Source organism: Perlucidibaca aquatica, assembly GCF_001676655.1.
Lineage (GTDB): Bacteria > Pseudomonadota > Gammaproteobacteria > Pseudomonadales > Moraxellaceae > Perlucidibaca > Perlucidibaca aquatica.
Genome location: NZ_LZDB01000002.1, coordinates 1,308,580 through 1,330,374, shown reverse-complemented (window position 1 = coordinate 1,330,374; position 21,795 = coordinate 1,308,580). Strand labels below are relative to the sequence as shown.

At 54.1% G+C, this 21,795-nt stretch carries 15 protein-coding genes; 7 read left to right on the top strand and 8 right to left on the bottom strand.

The window, feature by feature from the left end; all coding sequences use genetic code 11:
- The first annotated feature begins 12 nt into the window (after positions 1 to 12).
- From A8710_RS09970 to A8710_RS09950, 5 genes are all read left to right on the top strand, one after another.
- Positions 13 to 3,534, top strand: coding sequence for a thrombospondin type 3 repeat-containing protein (locus tag A8710_RS09970; RefSeq protein ID WP_068860138.1), 3,522 nt, complete (start codon positions 13 to 15; stop codon positions 3,532 to 3,534).
- Positions 3,535 to 3,639: 105 nt separating this feature from the next.
- The gene (locus tag A8710_RS09965) at positions 3,640 to 3,924 is read left to right on the top strand and encodes a hypothetical protein (protein WP_157686394.1); all 285 of its coding nucleotides are present in this window, start codon (positions 3,640 to 3,642) and stop codon (positions 3,922 to 3,924) included.
- A 260-nt stretch (positions 3,925 to 4,184) separates the two neighbouring features.
- A complete protein-coding gene (locus A8710_RS09960) occupies positions 4,185 to 5,315 on the top strand; it encodes a Re/Si-specific NAD(P)(+) transhydrogenase subunit alpha (protein ID WP_068860135.1) in 1,131 nt (376 codons plus the stop codon).
- Between the two features lie 14 nt (positions 5,316 to 5,329).
- Entirely contained in the window at positions 5,330 to 5,692 is a 363-nt protein-coding gene (locus A8710_RS09955) for a proton-translocating transhydrogenase family protein (protein ID WP_082968788.1), read from the top strand.
- Positions 5,693 to 5,704: 12 nt separating this feature from the next.
- Positions 5,705 to 7,096 carry an NAD(P)(+) transhydrogenase (Re/Si-specific) subunit beta gene (locus tag A8710_RS09950; protein ID WP_068860133.1) on the top strand — a complete coding sequence of 464 codons (1,392 nt, stop codon included), beginning with the start codon at positions 5,705 to 5,707 and terminating at the stop codon, positions 7,094 to 7,096.
- Between the two features lie 80 nt (positions 7,097 to 7,176).
- Here A8710_RS09950 and A8710_RS09945 read toward each other — a convergent pair whose 3' ends face one another.
- From A8710_RS09945 to A8710_RS09915, 7 genes are all read right to left on the bottom strand, one after another.
- Positions 7,177 to 7,980, bottom strand: coding sequence for a tRNA threonylcarbamoyladenosine dehydratase (locus A8710_RS09945; protein WP_227513011.1), 804 nt, complete (start codon positions 7,978 to 7,980; stop codon positions 7,177 to 7,179).
- 61 nt (positions 7,981 to 8,041) lie between these two features.
- Positions 8,042 to 11,101 (bottom strand): efflux RND transporter permease subunit, encoded by a 3,060-nt coding sequence (locus A8710_RS09940; RefSeq protein ID WP_068860129.1) that lies wholly within the window; start codon positions 11,099 to 11,101, stop codon positions 8,042 to 8,044.
- A 12-nt stretch (positions 11,102 to 11,113) separates the two neighbouring features.
- Positions 11,114 to 12,076 carry an efflux RND transporter periplasmic adaptor subunit gene (locus A8710_RS09935; protein WP_157686392.1) on the bottom strand — a complete coding sequence of 321 codons (963 nt, stop codon included), beginning with the start codon at positions 12,074 to 12,076 and terminating at the stop codon, positions 11,114 to 11,116.
- Between the two features lie 281 nt (positions 12,077 to 12,357).
- A complete protein-coding gene (locus A8710_RS09930; protein WP_157686390.1) occupies positions 12,358 to 13,236 on the bottom strand; it encodes an SMP-30/gluconolactonase/LRE family protein in 879 nt (292 codons plus the stop codon).
- Between the two features lie 165 nt (positions 13,237 to 13,401).
- On the bottom strand, positions 13,402 to 13,710 hold the full coding sequence (locus A8710_RS09925; protein ID WP_157686388.1) for a hypothetical protein: 309 nt from the start codon (positions 13,708 to 13,710) through the stop codon (positions 13,402 to 13,404).
- Positions 13,711 to 13,715: 5 nt separating this feature from the next.
- Entirely contained in the window at positions 13,716 to 15,044 is a 1,329-nt protein-coding gene (locus tag A8710_RS09920) for a ribonucleotide-diphosphate reductase subunit beta (protein WP_068860120.1), read from the bottom strand.
- Between the two features lie 24 nt (positions 15,045 to 15,068).
- Positions 15,069 to 17,936: a ribonucleoside-diphosphate reductase subunit alpha gene (locus tag A8710_RS09915; protein ID WP_068860118.1), complete on the bottom strand. Its 2,868-nt coding sequence runs from the start codon at positions 17,934 to 17,936 to the stop codon at positions 15,069 to 15,071.
- 535 nt (positions 17,937 to 18,471) lie between these two features.
- Between A8710_RS09915 and A8710_RS09910 the strand changes: the two genes are divergently transcribed.
- Together A8710_RS09910 and A8710_RS09905 are read left to right on the top strand one after the other, a co-directional pair.
- A complete protein-coding gene (locus A8710_RS09910) occupies positions 18,472 to 19,182 on the top strand; it encodes a response regulator (RefSeq protein ID WP_068860116.1) in 711 nt (236 codons plus the stop codon).
- 2 nt (positions 19,183 to 19,184) lie between these two features.
- Positions 19,185 to 20,798 (top strand): ATP-binding protein, encoded by a 1,614-nt coding sequence (locus tag A8710_RS09905; protein ID WP_068860114.1) that lies wholly within the window; start codon positions 19,185 to 19,187, stop codon positions 20,796 to 20,798.
- A 668-nt stretch (positions 20,799 to 21,466) separates the two neighbouring features.
- On the opposite strand, the gene fdxA is transcribed toward A8710_RS09905, so the two are convergent.
- Positions 21,467 to 21,790, bottom strand: coding sequence for a ferredoxin FdxA (gene fdxA, locus A8710_RS09900; protein ID WP_068860113.1), 324 nt, complete (start codon positions 21,788 to 21,790; stop codon positions 21,467 to 21,469).
- Positions 21,791 to 21,795 lie beyond the last annotated feature (5 nt).

Here is a 21,795-nt window from a genome sequence, read left to right as displayed (position 1 = left end):
CGGAGCAAGCTTATGCACCTGCTTAAATCAGCGGTCCCTGCAGTCGTATTGGCGTTGGCTTCGGCCTTGACGCTGACGGGCTGTAATGACGCAAAAAATAATGCATCGGGTTCTAACCCGCCAGCTCCTCAAGTCATTACGTCGTGTACGGGTGGCGATGCTGACACCGACCAGGATGGTGTTTGCGACAGGGTAGACTTGTGCCCGAACGACAAAAACACATTGCCTTTCGATAACCGCGACATCATTGATGGCGATGGTACTAACCCGGATGGCACCTCGAAGCAACGAGTTGTTAAAGCTGGCGATGCGCCTTTGACCGCTGCAGAGCGCGCCATGGGCGGTACCTTCTGTGATCTTGATAATGATAATGACGGTATTAATGACGTTGTTATTCGCGGGACAGATGGTAAAGATGTTGGTGATAACTGCGATTTCGTTCCCAATCCGGATCAAGTCGATTCCGATGCAGACGGCATTGGTAATGCCTGTGAAGGTGCAGTAACACCGCCTTTGCCAACAGATACTGATGGCGATGGTTTTACCGATTCGGTAGACAACTGCCCGGCTGTTCCTAATTCCAACCAGCAAAACAGCGATAATGATAACTTGGGTGATGCCTGTGACTCGGATATCGATGGCGATGGCATTGATAACCCTGCTGACAATTGCCGCTTACTCGCGAACCCCAATCAAGCCGATCTGGACCGCGATGGAAAAGGCGATGTCTGCGACATTCATCAGAGCGAAGACATTGATGGCGATGGGGTGACGAACGCAAACGACAATTGCTTAGCCACACCTAATGGCATCATTGCTGCGGGCCAACCCTTTGATGGCAGCCGTCGAGATGGCGATCGTAATAACGATGGTCGACAGGATGACGTGGATGGCGACGGCGTAGGCGATGCTTGCGACGATGACGACAATGATGGCGTTCTCGATACGGTTGATAATTGCCCAAGTTTCTCCAACCCAGATCAAGCTGATTTTGATGCCACGGCTCGCACGGTTGTAGTCAATGGTCAGTCTCGCGTATTAGTGCAAACGCCAGATAATGCCAAAGATGCAAATGGCAACTTCCTCTTTGATGCGAGCAAGCGCGGTGGCGATGCCTGTGACGAAGATGATGATAATGATCGTGTGCTGGATTGGCAGCCGGGTAAGACGCCAGTAGATGGTGTTGGTGCTGCGGTAGCGGCCAATGATCGTGTGACACGTGCCGACAACTGTCAGTTCACGTTCAACCAAGATCAAGTTGATTTGGCGAAAGATGGTGTGGGTGATGCCTGCCAGGACGACGCCGATGGCGATGGCCTGCTGGGCTCGGCGGATTCTTGCCCGAATGTTCCGAACCCGGATAATGATCCGCGTGTGTGCTCGCGGGATAGCGACAAGGATGGTGTGACCGATGCATTTGACAACTGCCCAGCAGTTGCTAATGCGAACCAAGCGGATAGCGATGGTGACACCCCTGCAATGACGGGTAACCCATTCCCGACGCGCCCTGCAATCGCTGCTAATCAAGGTGGCGACGCCTGCGATACCGACGATGACAATGATGGCTTCCTAGACGCTGCGGATGTGTGTCCGTTCAATCCTGCAACGGCCAAAGATGCCCAAGGCAACCTGATTAACGATGGCCGTTATTGTGACGGTGACAGCGACGATGACGGTGTGCCTGATACAACTGGCGGTGGTGGTGATAACGGCGGTGATAACTGCCCTAATAACCCCAACCCTTCCCAGGTAGATACCGATGGCGATGGTTTAGGTGATATTTGTGACACTGACGATGATGGCGACAATGTTCCAGATGCCACTGACAATTGCGATTTGATCGCGAATCCAGATCAAACCGTAAACCCTTGCGTGGATACGCCAGTAGATCAGCTCGCTTGCTCTGCTTATGAGTCGGGTACTGTTGAGCCGATCATTACGGGCGGTCTGTGCACCTTGACGGGCGCATTGGGTCAGCCTTTGGGCTTATGCAATGTGAATGACCCGACAGCGGCTGCGGATGGCAATAAGGAAACGTTTGCCACCATTAATAATGCGGTCACATTACCCGATAGCTTGTTTACCAATGCGTTGACGGGTGAGGTGGGTGTACGTATCAAGCTCAATGCGGTTAAAGCTGCGGGCTCAATTGCTGCCTTGGAGGTAGCAATCCCGGGCGGCACGCTGGACCTGAGCTTGTTCCGTAATGTCACCATGCGTGTCTATGACAGCACTAAGCCTGCGCAAGCGGTGGAATCGCGTAGCACTTTGGGTGATCCTGCTGGTGTATTGACTAGCGGAAGTACTGACCCAGCGAGCTATGGTTTTGCACTGGACTTACTCAGCCTCAGCCCTGTGAATGGCGAAACCCGTGGCCTGATTGGTTTCCGTCCAGTCAATACCTTCGACACGATTGAGTTGACGGTCACGGGTGGTATTTCTGTGGATCTGCTCGAGCAGTTACGTGTTCACGATGTGTGCTCGCAATTCACCACGGTTGGTGTAACCGGTGGCCTGCCATTGGCGGGTACGGGTTCAACGGGCGGTGGTGGTTCGGGTGGTACTACAGGTACACCATTGGACCTGTTGCTTGATCCATTAACAGATGCATTAGGTGGCGGTACAGGCGGTGGCAATGGCCCAACAGGTACGCCATTGGATCTATTGCTTGGCCCGCTAACTGACGCATTAGGTGGTGGTACAGGCGGTGGCAATGGTCCAACAGGAACTCCCTTGGACCTGTTGCTTGGCCCGCTAACTGACGCGCTGCCTTCAAACGGGGAGGATAATCCGTTAGCAGCCATTACTCAGCCAATTGGCCAAGCTTTGGTGCCGCTAACTGGCCCACTAAGCCCTTTGGCTGATCCATTGTCGAATGCGATAACAGGTGGACTTGTTAATACGCCTCTGAGCTTCTTGGGTAGTTCAGTTAATGATTTACTCAATTCCGATGGTCCTGGTACTGGCGGCGGATTGCCGGGCCCAACTGATCTGACCAACGCCTTGGCACCACTGACTGACTTGCTCGGTGGTGGCACTGGTGGTGGTACGGGACCAACCGGCACGCCATTGGATACGGTGCTGGGCCCATTGGCTGATGCGCTGGGTGGCGGTTTACCCACGGATCCAAGTGCTCTGACGGATGCACTGGCACCGCTGACTGACTTGCTCGGTGGTGGCACTGGTGGTGGTACGGGGCCAACTGGCACGCCATTGGATACGGTGCTGGGCCCATTGGCTGATGCACTGGGCGGCGGCTTACCCACGGATCCAAGTGCTCTGACGGATGCACTGGCACCGCTGACTGACTTGCTCGGTGGTGGCACTGGTGGTGGTACGGGACCAACCGGCACGCCATTGGATACGGTGCTGGGCCCATTGGCTGATGCGCTGGGTGGCGGTTTACCAACAGATCCTGCTGCGCTCACTGATTTGTTAGGTGGTGGTTTGCCTACAGATCCAACCGCATTGACCAATGCCTTGGCTCCACTAACCGGCTTGCTGGGTGGTGGATTGCCAGCGCCATTGGGTTAATGGTGATGTAGAAACACGAAAAGGCCTCCTCTGTGAGGCCTTTTCGTTTAATTGGAATAAAAGATTATGAATTACAGGTACATACGACAGTTGCAGGCACTATATGTGGCCATGTTTATTATGCTTTTTTGGCCGCCGATCATGTTGCTGATTATTTTTGCAGCCGTGTATTTTTTGTGGCATTACCCAGCAGCGTCTGAGGAGCGCGCACAAGCTAAAAACATATTGATGCGATTGGCCGTCATTATTTTGGCGTTTTATCTGGGGCTGGTTGCTGAAAAGCTTGGATTAGGTAGCTTACCTTTGTATGTGGCATATGGGTGGTTAATTTGGCAGGTTCTGACTAACCTAGTCAAATTGCAACGTGCAGCTAGGACGGTTTTGCGATAGAGCCATTTCGCTCAATGTGGCTAGACTGAGCTCGTTGAGTGTATGAGCAATCTGACTCAACGCGTCTCAGGCGGCATCATTCTGGTTAGCATTTCATATCGTCTTTTCATGACAAACTTCTTATGCGCTCTCGACAAAAGTCGTAGTAGATGACTTACAATTCGCCGGTTTACGCAGAGCAAAACCCTTGCTCTGGTGAGTAATCGCTGCCTCTGGCCTTAATGGTTAGTGGTTGATCTATCGATTGAAGAGGACGAACCATGCAGATTGGTATCCCCGCGGAAACTCTGGCTGGCGAGACGCGTGTCGCTGCAACACCAGAGACCGTGAAGAAGTTTGCAGCCATGGGCTGTGAAGTACTCGTGCAAAGTGGTGCCGGCCTGGCATCGAGCTGCACCAATGCGGCCTATGAGGCTGCTGGTGCCAAAGTGGTCGCTACCGCCGCCGAAGCACTGAATACCGACATCATTCTGAAAGTGGCGGCTCCCAGTGCGGACGAAACCGCATTGATCAAGCAAGGTGCCACGGTACTGGCGGCGTTTGCGCCGCATCAGAACGACAACCTGGATGCCTATGTTGCGCGCGGTCTGACCTGCGTAGCGATGGAACTGATTCCGCGGATCACGCGTGCCCAGAGCTCCGATATCTTGTCGTCGCAGGCCAACCTGGCCGGCTACAAGGCCGTTTTGCTCGGTGCTAACGAGTATGCCGGTCTGTTCCCGATGATGATGACCGCTGCCGGCACCATTAAGCCGGCGCGTATTGTTGTGCTGGGTGTCGGTGTTGCCGGTCTGCAGGCCATCGCTACCGGCAAGCGCCTGGGTGCTGTGGTTGAAGCGTCCGATTTGCGTCCAGCTGCCAAAGAGCAGGTCGAATCGCTCGGCGGTCGCTGGCTGGATGTGCCGATGTCCGATGAAGAGAAGGCGAAAGCCCTCGGCACTGGCGGTTACGCCTGGCAGCCATCGCCTGAATACATCCGCGATCAGGCTGCGGTGGTCGACAAGGCCGTTTCCAACGCCAACATTGTCATCACCACGGCTCAGATTCCGGGTCGCAAGGCACCGGTGCTAGTCAAGGCTGAAACTGTCGCCAAGATGAAGCCGGGCTCGGTCATCATCGATATGGCAGTGAGCTCAGGCGGCAACGTCGAAGGCTCCAAGCTGGATGAAATCGTGATCACCGAAAATGGTGCACGCATCGTCGGCATCGGCAATATTCCGGCTCTCGTGGCGACTGAAGCCTCGGCGCTTTACTCGCGCAACCTGCTGAACTTCCTTGCGCCCATGCATAACAAGGAAACCAGTGAAATTGTGCTCAATCGCGAAGATGACATGGTGAGGCCGACGCTGATCGTCGATGCCGGCACACTCATCTACAAGAAGCCGAACTGATCAGGAGTTTCGTCATGCAAGACATCGTCAACATCGAGCAGGTTCAGCAAATCGCCGAACACGCCACCAGTGTGCCTTTTGTCAGCACATTCACGGTTTTCATCCTGGCCATCTACGTGGGTTACTACGTGGTCTGGGGCGTCACACCCGCCTTGCACACGCCGCTGATGGCCGTGACCAATGCGCTGTCGGGCATCATCATTGTCGGCGCCATGCTGCAAACCGTTGCCAGTGGCAGCGATCCCGCCGCGCTGCAAACCATTACACCTACCAGCCTCTTGGGCGCTTTCGCCGTTTTCTTGGCCAGTATCAACATCTTCGGTGGCTTTGCCGTGACCGAACGCATGCTTGATATGTTCAAGAAAAAGAAGAAGTAAGGAGCGACTCGAATGACTGCTTTTGCACAATACGCTGATTGGTTTTACCTCGTCGGCTCTGTACTGTTTATTCTGACCCTGCGTGGCCTGTCTGGTCCAAAGACAGCCATTATGGGTAACCGTTACGGCATGATCGGCATGACGCTGGCCATTCTGACCACGTTCTTCTTGGCTCCGAATCCTGTGCTCGGCCTCATCATTGGCGCCATGATTGCCGGTGCTGTGATTGGCTTGCATCGTGCTCGCACCGTGCCCATGACGCAAATGCCAGAAACCGTTGCGATGATGCACTCGCTGGTCGGTCTGTCAGCAGTTTGTATCGCTGTGGCTGCGGTCCTGCACGAAGGCGTTCACCACGATGCCTTGCATCGCTTTGAACTTTTTGTGGGCTGCTTTGTGGGTGCTATCACCTTCACAGCGTCGGTCTTTGCATACGGCAAGCTGGCCGCCAAGAAATGGGCCAAGTCGGTCAGCGGCGCTTGGGTAAAACCACTGCAAGCCACGTTGTTCCTGAGCATGATTGGTTTTGGTTCGGTCTACTTCGTCTCCGAAGACCTCAATGCCTTCTACGCGATGACAGCCTTGGCGCTGGCTTTCGGCTTTATCTGGATTGCCCCGATCGGTGGTGGCGACATGCCAGTGGTGGTTTCGCTGCTGAACTCGTTCTCGGGTTGGGCTGCGGCTGGTATCGGTTTCACACTGAACAACCCGATGCTGATCATCGCCGGTTCACTGGTCGGCTCTTCGGGCGCCATTCTGTCCTACGTCATGTGTAATGCCATGAATCGTTCCTTGCTGAACGTGCTCTTTGGCGGCTTCGGCGCTGGCGCAGGCGCTGCGGTTGATGCAGGTGATGGCACCGAGAAAACTCACCGCTCCGGCTCGGCCGACGACGCTGCCTTCTTGATGTCTAATGCCGACTCGGTTGTCATCGTACCTGGCTACGGTTTGGCACAAGCGCGTGCCCAAAATGCCGTGAAAGAACTGGCAACCGTACTGAAGGAAAAAGGCGTTAATGTGCGTTATGCCATCCACCCCGTTGCGGGTCGTATGCCAGGCCACATGAACGTGCTTTTGGCTGAAGCCGATGTGCCTTATGAAGACGTCTGTGAAATGGACGAAATCAACAGTGACTTCGCATCGACCGATGTGGTGTTGGTGATTGGCGCTAACGACGTGGTTAACCCCGCCGCTAAAGACAATCCCGCGTCGCCAATTTACGGCATGCCGATTCTGGAAGCGCACCGTGCACGTACCGTCATGGTGATTAAGCGTTCGATGGCAACCGGCTATGCCGGTCTGGACAATGACTTGTTCTACCTCGACAAGACCATGATGGTCTTTGGCGACGCTAAGAAAGTCTTGGAAGATATGGTGAAAGGCGTGACCGGTGGCGGCCACTAAGGGCTGCTACTGTGATCAAGAAAATGCCGGCTCATGCCGGCATTTTTTATGGGTAGGCTCGTACATTAAACTTGATGACACTAAGTTCTCTTGCTTCTCCGCAACAACAACTTCAAGCCCGTACTAACCGCGAGCAAGCCCATGCTGGCAGTAACCGTCACCAGTGATCCATAACCCGCGCAATTCAGCCCGGCGTTATCGCAGACTCCTGCAGCGGGCTCTGTGATGGGCTCATCGGAATAAATACAGGTAATGCCAAACGACTTGCCCGGCTCTTCGGGGTAGCCATGATGTTTGCGCAGGCGCTTACGCAGCCGTGCGAGTAGAGGGTCTTGCTCGGTGCGGGAGAGGTCTTCAACGCTTAAGCGTGTGGGGTCCATTTTGCCACCTGCTGCGCCGCAAACTATCAGCACATTACGATGTCGCCGCGCATGCAGAGCCAGTGTGAGCTTGGCTTTAGCATCATCGCAGCAGTCAAAAATAAGGTCAGGCTGTGGCGTGAGTATGTCGGGCGCGTTTTCGCGGGTGAGAAAGTCATCCACGATGCGTGCATGAAGTCGGGGATTGATACTGCGTGCGCGTTCGGCCAGAACTTCCGCTTTGCCACGCCCAAAGTGCTCGCTGGTGGCCTGCAGTTGGCGATTCACATTAGAGGCCACCACAACATCCAGATCGACTAAGGTCAGCTGGCCGATAGCGCTGCGCGCTAAGGCCTCAACCACCCAAGAGCCAACGCCGCCAAGACCAACCACCACGGCATGGCTTTCTGCAAATCGCTGGAGCGCAGCATCACCGTAGACTCTGCCAACACCGGCGAAACGGCGATCGTAATCGTCCTCGGATGGCATTGGGGGGGAGGGGATGTGGGGTGCTGAGGTATTCATGGTGAGCGGGCTCCGATCGACCCGCGCAGTATAGCGGCGGGGCGATCGGGATGGCGTGAGTTTAGTCGCCGTTACCTTTACGGTTAACAACGGGTGGGGCCATCAATAAATACATGACGGGTGTGACGAGGCGAGCCAAGAAGGTGGATGAAATGAGGCCGCCAATAATGACCCAGGCCAGTGGTGCATAGAGGGGAGAGCCCTGGAGTGCTAAGGGCATTAGGCCGCCAATGGCTGTCATGGAGGTTAGCAAAATAGGCAGGAAGCGGATTTCTCCAGCCTCTTGGATTGCCTCCATCAATGTTCGTCCTTCCTCTCGAAGTTGGTTAGTAAAGTCGACGAGCAAGATTGAGTTTTTAATTTCAATGCCGATCAAGGCAATAAAGCCAATCATGGCGGTGAAGGAAACTGACAGTCCGGCCAAATACAGCGCGACTAAGCCACCCATGACCCCTAATGGGATGACGCCGGCCACAATCGCAGTGCTTTTGAAGTTGCCAAACTCGAGAATCAGCACGGCCAAGATGCCAAATACAGCGACCAAGGCGGCGGTCTCAATTCCGCCGAAGCTCTCCTGGCGTGCTTCTACTTGGCCGGCTACTTTATAGCTATAGCCTGCCTTCCATTCGAGCTTCTCCAATTCTTTGACAAGCTCATTCGTGACCTTTTCCGTGTTGAAACCGTCTTTCACATAAGAGGTGACGGTGACGGCACGCTGGCGTTGGTAGCGTGGAATGGAGTTAGGCGCTGCCACGAAGGTCGGTTGTGTGAGCTGACTCAGTGGAATGGCTGCACCACTGGGTGTGTTTACATAGACCTTGTCTAGGTTACTCAGGCGCGCATGCCCGTCCTCCAAAGGTAGGCGTAAGGTGATGTCAAACTCATCGCCGTCGTCTTCCTGAAACTTGCCTATGCTCTCGCCGGCAATCGCCAAACGGACGGTACGGTCAATGTCTTGTGAGCTAATGCCATACAGTGAGGCTTTGGTGGTGTCGATGCCCAGATCAATGTCTGTGCGTAACAAGCGAACGGGGTTAACCACGTCGCGTGTGCCGGGTAGGGCATTGAGCTGTTTTTCCACCGTCAACGCTAAGCTGCGTAACTCTTCGATGCTGGGGCCAATTAAGCGAATGGCAATCGGTGCGTCAATTGGCGGGCCGTTTTCAAACGGTTTAACGATGATACGAGCATCTGGGTAATTGCTTAACTCACGTCTGAGGCGCACATAGAAGTCGGGTGTGGTATCGGGGTCATACTGCTTCAAAATGACAAAGACATCGCCAATATTGGCGCGCGTTTCACGCGGAAACACATTGTAGAAAATGCGTGGATTGCCCCGACCTGCGTTGGCAAAGACCGACTCCACCTCCGGTTGCTTGAGCAAATACTGCTCAACGTACTTAACGGCTTCATCTGTGCGCTCCAAGCTGGTGCCATCAGGCGCCTCCACGGAGATGCGCAGCTGCGGTACATCGGCGTTCGGGAACAGGCTCATGCCAAGCTGCGGAGCTAAAAGCAGCGTCGCGAGAAAGCCTGCAAAAGCCATCCCTAAGGTCTTTCGCGGGTGCGATAAGGCCCAGCCCAGTAGGGGGCGATACACCGTATGAATCCCGCGCATGACCGCTTGCAGCAGTTTATTGCCCTCAGGGTGCTCTTCCGGCGAAAGCCAGCGACTGGCAAGAAATGGAATGATGGTTAGCGAAACGAAAAATGAGGCCAGTACCGTAAACGACACGGCAGCGGGCAAAGATCGAATAAATTTACCCGCGCCTTCGGGCAGGAAAAACAGCGGTAAAAAGGCAAACAGCAAGGTGGCTGTACAGCCCAACACCGCCAGATAAATTTGATTCGTGGCTTTGATGGCGGCCTGTGTGCGGCTATAGCCTTGGCGCATAAAGCGGGCGATGTTTTCGACGACGACAATGGAGTCGTCCACCAACAAGCCCAAGGCTAAAACAAAGCCTGCAATAGAGAGCTGGTTGAGCGAGAAACCCGCAAAGTAGAGCATGGACATGCCCATCGCCAGCGACAGCGGGATAGACACCATGACTACGCCGGCAGCGCGCAGCCCTAGGGGGAGTAGCGTGATGAGCACCAGACCAATAGCAATGATGAAGTCAGCAGCAAGGCGGCCTAAGCGATTGTGGACATTTTTCGATTGGTCGAAACCGACCTCTAAGCGGTAGTTGGGCGACAGTTTTTCTCGAAAGCTATCGACTTCCTTAATCAGCGCGTCTCGCACCACAAAGATGTTCTGGTTATCTTTTTGGCTGGCCGTAATGAACAGTGCTTGCTGACCCTGATATCGCGTTCGATGGGTTTCTTCGGCGTAATCCCAGCTCACGCTGGCCACATCTTTCAAACGCAAAATTCGGCCGCCATTGCTGGCGATCACGGTGTCGGCGATTTCACTGAGCGATGTGTAACTACCGGTCGTACGAATATTGAAGCGACGACTACCGGCCTCAATGGCGCCACCGGGAATATTGCGATTTTCACTTTGTAAAATCTGAGCAACGCGGCTGACCGGCACTTGGTACTGCGCCAGCTTGCTCAAATCTAGGGCGACTTGAACCTCGGCATTAGGCAGACCCCAAACTTCCACGTCACGCACGCCCTTAACCTGCTCTAAGCGATCTTGCAGATTTTCAGCGATCTCGCGCATTTCCCGTGGCGAACCATTCGGGCCGATCAAGGCCATCTGCAAAATATTCACTAGGCCAGGGCTGGCCTTCATCACCTGCAGTGACTTTAAGTCAGCAGGTAGACTGCTGCGTACCGCATTGATTTCACGGAGGGCTTCGTCGTACTTCTTTTCGGCGTCTTTGCTCCAATCGAATTCGACGCGCACCACGGCTAGCCCGTTCTCGCTATCACTCCAAATATTCTTAATGTCATCAATACGATTGATGGCATCTTCAATCGGGTCAGCAACGAGCTTTTCCATGTCGGCCGGGTCGGCACCGGGATAGACCGCCACAATGGTGACCACGGGGATGGCAAACGTGGGGTCTTCGCCACGTGGGATGTTATTCCAGGTATGCCAACCCAGCGCCATGAGCAGCGCGAACATCACCAGTGTGAATTGGAAGTTACGTACGGAGAAGGCGGTTAAACGCATGTTCGGCTCCGATTACCGTAAGACGCGAACAGGCATGCCGGGATTCAGCCAGGCTGCACCTTCGCTAACGACCCGCTGCCCGGCTTTTAAGCCCGCGGTGACGATCACGCGATCATCTTGAATGGCACCCACGTCGATGATGTTCTGTTGAGCCTTATTTTGCGCATCCACAATGTAGACCTTGGCTTTTTTATCTTGCCCTTCAAGCACGGCGCCGAGTGGCACAGTGAGCTGCTGCCCCGAGCTTTTCGACGATAACAGTTGGGCTTCTCCGACTTGGCCAGCAATGAACTTAACGCCTGCAATCGAAGGGAGTGCCAAAGTCACGGTAATCGTGCCGGTGCGAGGGTCAGTGGCTGCCCCAACCTCTTTCACACGACTATTGAAGGATTGGCCCGGATAGGCATTGATGCGGACTAGGGCGCCATCTCCCACGTTGACGCGTGTTGCGGCTTGATCATTTAGCCCAACACGCAGCACCCAGCCTTGATCGGCACGACTCACGACCATCACTGGCGTACCGGGTGCGGTCACTTCACGCGCTTCGGCGAGACGCTGCAGCACCACGCCATTGGCTGGCGCAACAATGACGGCCTGCTGACGATTGAAGCGAGCAGCACTTAAATTGGACTCCATCATGGCAACTTGCGTGCGTGCATCTTGAGCCGCTTGTTCTGCCAACACGCCTTGCTTGAAAAGCGTTTCAGCGCGGACAGCATCGCGCTTGGCTTTACTCAAGCTTTCACTGATTTGGCGAACTTGCGCATCAAGCTCGGTGGTATCTAGCGTGGCTAGCGTCTGACCCGCTTTCACGCTATCGCCAGCTTCTACCAGCATACGGCTAATCAAGCCGCCCGTTTTAAAGCCGAGACGAAACTCTTCTTGGCTGCCAACCAAGCCTGTTGCAACGTCGGTATGGGCGCTGCTGTCATGACCTACGACCACAACACGTACCGGTTGGGCGGGTGCTGCCACTGGCGTTACCTCGTTGCTGCAGCCGGTCATAAAAAATACGCTGGATGCTATGAGCGTCGCCATCAATAAAAGGTGAGAAGGGCGAGTGTGATTGGCACGAGTGTCGTGCATGCGGCCGTGAGAGAGCATGGGTCATACCTAGCAGTCATTCTGATGACCCGAACATAACATACTCATCAGTATGTTTTATGGGAAATCTGACGAGAGTCATGGCGATTTGGGTCACTCGCCCAGTAGCAAACTTTGCCTGTGGCGGGTTTTCGGCCTGTACCGGCGATGCGTTAGGGCGTCATTGGGCAGCGTAAAATAAAGCTGTCGAATAGTTGGCTCAGGAACAGTTGGTTTTTCACAGGCAGGGCAGCGCTGACAGCGCTGATGGTGGAACCATCATCGGCAAATAACAGGCTGCCGCGACCGGTCTCTGGGTCTACGTCATAGACCTTGGTGGGGGAGCGTTGGCCAGGCAACTGCCAGTGCAAAAGCACACTGGGCAGAGACGGGTAGGAGGGCACAATAAAGTGAGCGTTGTCGGCCAGGTTAATGCTATCGAGCAGGGATAAATTGCCCAAGGATGTTTGTTGCACGAGGCGACCATCTGGCGCGCGCTGATAGCGACGAAGGCCTTCCCCTAACGTCTGGGTGATCCACACGGTATTGCCTTGAATGAGAATGCCATTGGCGACAGCAAAATCGTCGGCAGCGACACGCCATCCTATGTTCGGACGATAGACCGCCACATAGCCCTTGCGTTGCAGAAAGATCAGTTCGGCAATGCTGGAGCCATCTTCGCGCTCATTGGTGACATAGACGTCGCCGTTGTCTGCCACGGCCACATCATTCGGTGCAGACAGCAAGGGGCTACGGAGTAACTCTTGGAAAATGAGGGTGTCGCCGACGAGTTCATAAATGACCAAGGTATGGCGATCACTGAACAGATCCTTATCGTGGTTAATGACATACAACCACCAGCGTCCGTTGCGTTGGATGAGATCTAGCCCATGGGGTCGCAGAATAAAACTTTCAGGCTCTTGTGAGCGCTGCAAAAGCAGGGGTTTGTCGCTATTTAGCGCAAGGGCATAGAGGTTGCCATGACTGCGAAAGTTCCGACGGTCGTGACTGGAGAAAATAATTCTCGGGGTCGCCGTGGCTTGCAGCGTCATATCGTCAGGCCCTGGGCCCGTGGCTATTCGCTGACATGTTTTAGGATTGATGAGCGTCGTGGCATGCGCCAAAGGCGGTAAAAGCAGTGTGAAACACAGGAAGAGTCGAAACACACGTATGTCCTTGGCGCAGCAAGCGACCTAAGTCTTTGACCGATCTGAAATTTAGGGCTTTTGAGGCGGTTTTTCCAGCGACTCCAGACGAGCGGCTTTTAGTGCGATGAGTTTGTCGGCATCGGCCTGTTGCAGGCGCAGAGCTTCGATACGCTCCTCCAAGTCAGCATTATCGGCTTTGATCGCCTCAATGGACTCTAGTTCTAGCGCCAGTGTGTCGGCACTAACCGGCAACGCTTTCGCTGCCGCCGTACCCTGGTTAGCGGCTTCTTGCGGAAGCGCGTGTTGGCGATGCCAAGCGAAGGAGCCGACAACCACCAGCCCCATAAGTCCCAGCAACCCCAACACGCGTTTATTCATGACAATTACCAGGCCAGAGCGCCACCCGTTTGATACTCGGTGACGCGGGTTTCGAAGAAATTCTTTTCCTTGCGGAGGTCCATAATTTCAGACATCCACGGGAAGGGATTCTTTACGCCCGGGAACTGTTCTGGCAAGCCCAATTGCACCAAACGACGGTTAGCAATGTACTGCAGATATTCTTCCATCATCGCCGCGTTCATGCCGAGTACGCCGCGTGGCATGGTGTCACGCGCATATTCAACTTCCAGCTGAGTCCCTTCCAAGATCATCTGTGTGACTTCGAGCTGGAAGGCCTTGGTCCACAGCTGCGGGTTTTCAATCTTGATCTGGTTAATGACATCGATGCCGAAGTTCACGTGCATGGACTCATCGCGCAGGATGTACTGGAACTGCTCGGCGACGCCGGTCATCTTGTTGCGACGCCCCATGGACAAGATCTGGGTAAAGCCGCAGTAGAAGAACGTGCCTTCAAGTACGCAATAAAAAGCCACGAGGTTGCGCAGCAAGCGCTGGTCGTCCTCCACGGTGCCCGTGTTAAAGGTCGGGTCGCTCAAGCTCTGAGTGTACTTCAGACCCCAAGCTGCCTTGCGCGCGACACTGGGCACTTCGCGGTACATGTTGAAGACTTCACCTTCATCAATGCCCAGCGACTGGATGCAGTACTGGTAGGCATGGGTGTGAATTGCCTCTTCAAATGCCTGACGCAGAATGTACTGACGGCACTCTGGATTGGTGATGAGACGATAGATCGCCAGCACCAGATTGTTCGCCACCAGCGAGTCGGCGGTGGAGAAGAAGCCCAGCGAGCGCATGACGATCAGGCGTTCATCTTCGGTCAGCTGGCCATCGTTGGACTTCCACATGGACACGTCTTTCGACATGTTCACTTCCTGTGGCATCCAGTGGTTGGCGCAGCCGTCGAGGTACTTCTGCCAAGCCCATTCGTATTTGAACGGCACCAGCTGGTTGAGGTCGGAGCGGCAGTTGATCATGCGCTTGTCGTCAACACTGATACGGCCAGCACCCATGCCTAGGTCTTCCAGGCCAGGCGTGGCATCCAGCACCGCGAGTGCTGCCGCTGCACGCTCATGAGCCGAGCCTTCTTCGGCTACGCGGGCGTCAGCCTCTACTCGTTGGATTGCCGCAGTGACGATGGCAGCAGGTGCCTCAAGTCCACGAAGGGCAGGTTCTGCTGCGGCTGGTTGAGCAGGTGCCATTGCTGGTGCCGGCGCAACTGTGACGCGCGCAGCTGCTTGCGCAGTTCCTGCCGGCGTAGTTTGTGCTTTCGTAGTGGGCTTTTCGTCCGCATTAAAATCATCCCAGCTAATCATGTTTTAACTCCTCTAAGACTACGCTTATTGACAGGCTTCGCAGTCCGGGTTGTCGATTGAACAAGCCAGTGGAATTGGCGCGGCTTCAACCATTTCTTCAATTTGTGCTTTCACGGCGTTCAGCGCGCCATCCGAAACCGTCGATTTCTCGGACGCGGTGGCACCAATGGCGCGGAGGTAATACGTGGTTTTCAGGCCGCGGTACCACGCCATGCGATAGGTGATGTCGAGCTTTTTGCCTGAGGCTTCCGCCAAGTACAGGTTCAGCGACTGGGCCTGATCGATCCACTTCTGGCGACGCGAACCGGCATCCACTAACCAGCGCGGTTCAATTTCAAACGCGGTGGCGTAAATCGCCTTCATGTCGGCAGGGATACGATCGAGCTTCTGTACCGAGCCTTCGTAGTACTTGAGGTCGTTGACCATGACAGCATCCCAGAGGCCGCGTGCTTTAAGCTCATGCACGAGGTAGGGGTTGACCACGGTGAACTCGCCCGACAGGTTCGATTTCACATACAGGTTCTGGTAGGTCGGCTCGATTGACTGCGATACGCCGCAGATGTTCGAGATCGTGGCGGTCGGCGCAATCGCCATGACGTTGGAGTTGCGCATGCCGACGGTCTTCACCTGCTCACGCAGCGTTGCCCAATCCAGTGTCTGGCTGAAGTCCACTTCCACATATTGAGCGCCACGGTGTTCGGCAATCGCCCACAGTGAGTCGATGGGCAGAATGCCACGGCTCCACAACGAGCCTTCAAAGGTCGAGTAGCGACCACGCTCAGCAGCTAACTCGCAGGAAGCTTCAATGGCGTAGTAGCTAATGGCTTCCATGGAGCGATCCGCGAAAGTCACGGCATCGTTGCTGGCGTAGGCAATCTTCTGTGCGTACAACGCGTCTTGGAAGCCCATGATGCCCAGGCCGACCGGGCGGTGACGCAGGTTCGAGGTACGTGCCGCTTCTACGGCGTAGTAGTTAATGTCGATCACATTGTCGAGCATGCGTACTGCTGTACGCACGGTACGACGCAGCTTGATCTGATCTAGGCCATCGGCGGAGATGTGATTGACCAGGTTCACCGAGCCCAAGTTACAGACGGCAATTTCGTCTTTGTTGGTGTTCAGCGTGATTTCAGTACACAGGTTCGACGAGTGCACAACGCCAACATGCTGCTGTGGTGAGCGCAGGTTGCACACATCTTTGAAGGTGATCCAAGGATGGCCAGTTTCGAACAGCATGGACAGCATTTTGCGCCACAAGTCTTGCGCTTGAATGCGCTTGTACAAACGCATTTGGCCGTTGTCGCACATCTGCTCGTATTCGCTGTAGCGCTGCTCAAAGGCCTTGCCGTACAGATCGTGCAGGTCCGGTACGTCGGACGGTGAGAACAATGTCCACGTGCCGTTGTCGAAGACGCGCTTCATAAACAGATCGGGAACCCAGTTGGCGGTGTTCATGTCGTGCGTACGGCGACGGTCATCGCCGGTGTTCTTACGCAGTTCGACGAACTCTTCGATATCGAGATGCCAAGTTTCCAGATAGGCGCAGACCGCGCCCTTGCGCTTGCCGCCTTGGTTCACGGCAACTGCCGTGTCGTTGGCGACCTTAAGGAAAGGCACTACACCCTGTGATTTGCCGTTGGTGCCTTTAATGTAGGCGCCGAGCGCACGCACGGGGGTCCAGTCGTTGCCGAGGCCGCCAGCCCACTTCGAGAGCATAGCGTTGTCTTGAATAGCGCCGTAGATGCCATGGAGGTCATCGGGAACGGTGGTCAGGTAGCAAGACGACAGCTGTGGGCGCAAAGTACCCGCGTTAAACAGTGTGGGTGTAGACGCCATGTAGTCGAAGCTCGACATCAAGTCGTAGAACTCGATGACATGAGCTTCGCGGTCGCCGGACTCACGCAGGGCGAGACCCATGGCCACACGCATAAAGAAAATTTGTGGCAGTTCGAAGCGCACGTCATTGCTATGCAAGAAGTAACGATCGTACAGCGTTTGCAGGCCAAGGTAGGTGAACTGGAAGTCGCGCTCAGGCTTTAACGCAGCACCCAGACGGGCCATATCGTAGCTGGCCAATGCCGGATCCAGCAGTTCCAGCTCAATGCCGCGCTGGATGTATACGGGTAGGGCTTGTGGGTAGTACTGGGTCATCTCACCTTGGGTGGCCGACTCGGCAATACCCATAAAGGACAGTCCTTCAGCGCGCAGGTGATCCATGAGCAAGCGTGCAGTCACGTAGGTGTAGTTGGGCTCTTGCTCAATCATGACGCGAGCGCACATCACCAGCACATTGTTGATGTCGGCTTCGCGAGCACCATCGAAGAGGTTGCGTAGGGTGTCTTCGACAATGGCGGACGACTCCACGCCACTGAGGCCTTCGCAGGCATTGCTCACCAGCGCTTCTAAGCGACCCAGATCCAGCAGCTCACGGCTGCCATCTGCCTTTAGCACATGTAGCGTGGGGTGATGTCTGACGTTATTAGGCGCCAACACGTCACGCGCACGCGAACGCTCATCACGATACAAGACGTAAGCACGCGCAATTTTCTGTTCGCCGGAGCGCATGAGTGCCAGTTCTACCTGGTCTTGAATTTCTTCAATGTGAACCATGCCACCGGTAGGCATACGGCGCTTGAACGTGGAGCTCACCAGTGTGGTGAGTTGCGCGACCGTTTCATGAATGCGGCTCGAGCTCGCGGCGGCACTGCCTTCATGCGCTAAAAAGGCTTTGCTAATAGCAAGCGCAATTTTGCTGTCGTCGTAGCCCACCACGGTGCCATTACGTTTGATGACGCGTAGTTGGCCCGGCGCTGTGGCGTTCTGGCCAAGCGTATTGGGGGTGGCCGAATGGGCGTTTGCAGCAGGTGTTTCGGCAAAAATGTCGGCTTGCATGAGAGTCCTCGACACAAATGAGTGATCTTCGTAACAGAAGATCGAGTTATCGATTCTGGGTTGGCAGCAATGCCAGACCCTAGATATTGTGTGTTCTTTGTTCTGATTCGTTGTATTTTTGGCACGAATCACGCGTGGTTTTAGCTTCTTACAGGGCTTATTTCCACGACGCATGATCGGACGAACCGCGTTAGCTTGTCCACTATTTTTTTTAGGTCAACGCAAGATATAGTGGTTGCTATAGGTGTGTAGCCACCATATAGCGGATTAGTCAAAGGCGTTCTGTGGATAACTCTGTGAGTAAGTTGTGCCTTTGTTGGTCATAGAGAGTAGATAAGCGTGAACATTGGACGCTTTTGTGTTGGCTTGCGGTAAACCACAAGATGTAGTGTTATGTGTCAGTGCTGATGATGGCTTGGGTCGCGTGCAGTCATGCCGTATAGTCACAACAAAATTCGTACGCATTTAGCATGACTTACATGTGCAACTAATAATAAGTTTCATAACAACTACTGGGTGAAAAGGAGTTAGCTGAATGTCATCACATGAAGCCCCACATCGTATTTTGATTGTTGAAGATGACCAGCGCTTGGCCGAGTTGACTCAGGAGTATCTGATTCGTAACGGTCTGGAAGTGAGCATTGAAGGCGATGGCCTGCGTGCCATTCGACGCATTACCGACGAGCAGCCCGATTTAGTTGTGCTGGATTTGATGTTGCCAGGCGCTGATGGCCTCACGGTCTGTCGTGAAGTGCGCAGTCATTACTCGCGTCCCATCATCATGCTCACGGCTCGAACCGACGACATGGATCAAGTCTTGGGTTTAGAGATGGGTGCAGACGATTATGTGCCTAAGCCCGTTCAGCCCCGTGTTTTGCTGGCCAGAATTCGTGCCCAGTTGCGTCGTAACGATAAGCCGGAAACGGGCAACCAGCGCTTGGTATTCGGCGAGTTGGTTATTGATAACGGCGCACGTTCGGTTGCATTGAAAGAAGAGTTGGTTGAATTCACGAGCGCTGAGTACGACTTGCTTTGGCTGCTGGCCTCCAACGCAGGCCGTATCCTGTCACGCGAAGACATTTTCACGCAGTTGCGCGGCATTGAATATGATGGCCAAGACCGTTCTATTGATGTGCGTATCTCGCGAATTCGCCCCAAAATTGGCGATGACCCCGATAGCCCTCGCATGATTAAGACCGTCCGTAGCAAGGGTTATTTGTTTGTGAAAGATAGCGGCACCGTCTGAGGATGTGGCGTCGCTTTAAGCCCAACAGCATTTTCGCCACGATCTACGGTGGCATGCTGTTGGTCATTGTGGTGGTAGGTTTGGCCTCTTATGGCGCACTGACTTACATCAATAATGAGCGCGCCCAACGCTATACCGAGGGTATGGCCACCGCGCTCTACCACATCACAGCCATCGCTGTGGCCCGCCAAAGTGAAGACAGTATTCCCTTGTGGCTGCAGGATGCTGAGGCCCTATTGGGTACGCCCCTGCGCTTAATCAGCCAGCTGCCATTTAAGCCGACCGAGCATGAGCAAGAGCGCATTAAGCGCGGCTTAGCGATTGCTCATCCTGTTGATGATAATCGCAATCAAATATGGATTAAGGTGCCGAGGCCTGGGCCTGCGGTTTACCTAGAGTCCGAGTTGGCGGGTATTGGCGAAAAACAAGCCCGCGCTGCCGCCATTTTCTATCTCGAAGACCTTTCGAACTATCCCGAGCAGGAAGATGTGCGTTTGCGCACGATGGCACCCTATATCGGCTTTCCCATGAGCTTGGTGCCGTTTGATGAAGCCGGTTTAGATAGCGAGCAGCAGCGTCGCTTGCGTCAAGATGAAATCGTGGTGCGTTTTAAGGAGCTTACCGCTTCGGGACGGTCCGCCATTACGGTGTATGCGCCGAGTCAGACCACGCCCGGAAAACTATTACGCCTAGGCCCAATGGAGCTGTTTGAAGCCATCCCGGTGTCATTGATCATTATGGCGTCGGTGCTGGCGCTGTTGCTGATTACACTGGCTTCCTACGGGCTTATTCACATATTCGAACTGCGTATTCAGACCATTGAGGCCACGCTAGCACGCATTCGTGAAGGGGACTTGTCGGCACGTGTGGAAATGGAAGGCAGCGACGAAATTAGCCGTCTAGGTCTTACACTGAACCAAATGGCGGGCCATATACAACGACTATTGGATGCCCAGCGCGAATTGACTCAGGCGGTTTCGCATGAGTTGCGAACACCGCTGGCACGCCTTCGTTTTGGTATGGAAATGTTGGCTGAAAGCAATGACATTGAAGACCGCTACGAGCAGTTGGAGCGCTTAGATGAAGACGTTGCTCAGCTAAATCAGTTAATTGACGAGATTCTGACCTATGCCAACCTCGAAAAGGGCACGCCTGACCTTGCTTTTGAGCCAGTGGACATGGTCGCTCTGATGCAGCGTATTCAGCGCGAAACGGAGGCCCTGCGGAAGCCGGCTCGATTGGAAGTGATGGTGCCGGACACCTTAGTGGTGGACGCCGTGCCGCGGTATATGCATCGAGTGATTCAGAACTTGGTGGGCAATGCGCTGCGTTATGCCGACAGTGTAGTGCGGGTGACGTGTCGTCTGGACGGAGATAGCGCGGTGTTGCTGGTTGAGGATGATGGTCCAGGCATTCCGGAAGATCAGCGTAGCCGTGTGTTTGAGCCATTCACCCGTTTAGACGATAGCCGTACGCGAAGCACAGGGGGCTATGGTTTGGGTTTGTCGATTGTGAATCGAATCGTATTTTGGTTTGCGGGCGATATTCACGTATCGAAAAGTGCTGACCTCGGTGGCGCTGCTTTCATCATGCGCTGGCCCAAAAAACGTATCTAATTGGCGCCAGTTACAAAACACCACAATTATCCAACAACTGTCATATTTTAAAGCGCAAATAAACTCTTATTCTCATCCTATGAATGTACACATCGCATTCTTAGGTTGAATGAATGGTAGCGTGCTTATCGCGTTTTTAAGGGGGACACAGGCTGTGTTCCCCTTTTTTTTACCTGCGATTGACGCCGAGCTGCAGCTTGGCGTGTAGTCCTAGTCCTACATTGGCTGTCAGCTTTTCCTGAAAATCTCACGGGCGCACTCCGTACTCCTCTTCTATGTATCTGTTAATCATATCTTTTGTTTCTTTTGTGTATTTATTGAGCGAATTATTGCGCTTGAGCCGTGCCTCAATTTCGCTAAGCTCACTCAACTCAAGGAGAGCCGCACACAGGATGTGAGCAGCTCATGAGTAGGCTCGGCCAAGCTGGCTGGGTGTGCAGGGAGGAGTTGAAAAACTCTTTAGCATGTAGGACAGCCAGTGGATGGGCTGACTCAAGGAGGAGTCTAGGTTTGCGGTCGTTGGCTAGGGAAGCTGTAGCGCCAAGGAATACTAGGATGGTTGGTGCAGACCCATTTAATCGTTGAGACGATAAAACAAAAAAGAGCCTTAGGGCTCTTTTTTGTTTTTAACAGATTTCAGTTTTAGTGTGGGCTAAAGCTGATAATCATTAACGCTCAAGTAGCGCGAACTTGCCTGGCTTGCCATCCCACTCTTTACCATCGGCTGGGCGCTCACCAATTTCAGTGATGTTTGGCCAGATTTCGGCGAGTTCGGCATTGAGCTTAATGAACTGCTTTTGGTCCGCAGGGACTTCATCTTCCGAGAAAATCGCATTGGCTGGGCATTCGGGTTCGCACAACGCGCAATCGATGCACTCGTCTGGGTGAATCACCAAAAAGTTAGGGCCTTCGTAGAAGCAGTCGACAGGGCAGACTTCTACGCAGTCTTGGTATTTGCACTTAATGCAGTTTTCAGTAACGACAAATGCCATGTCTT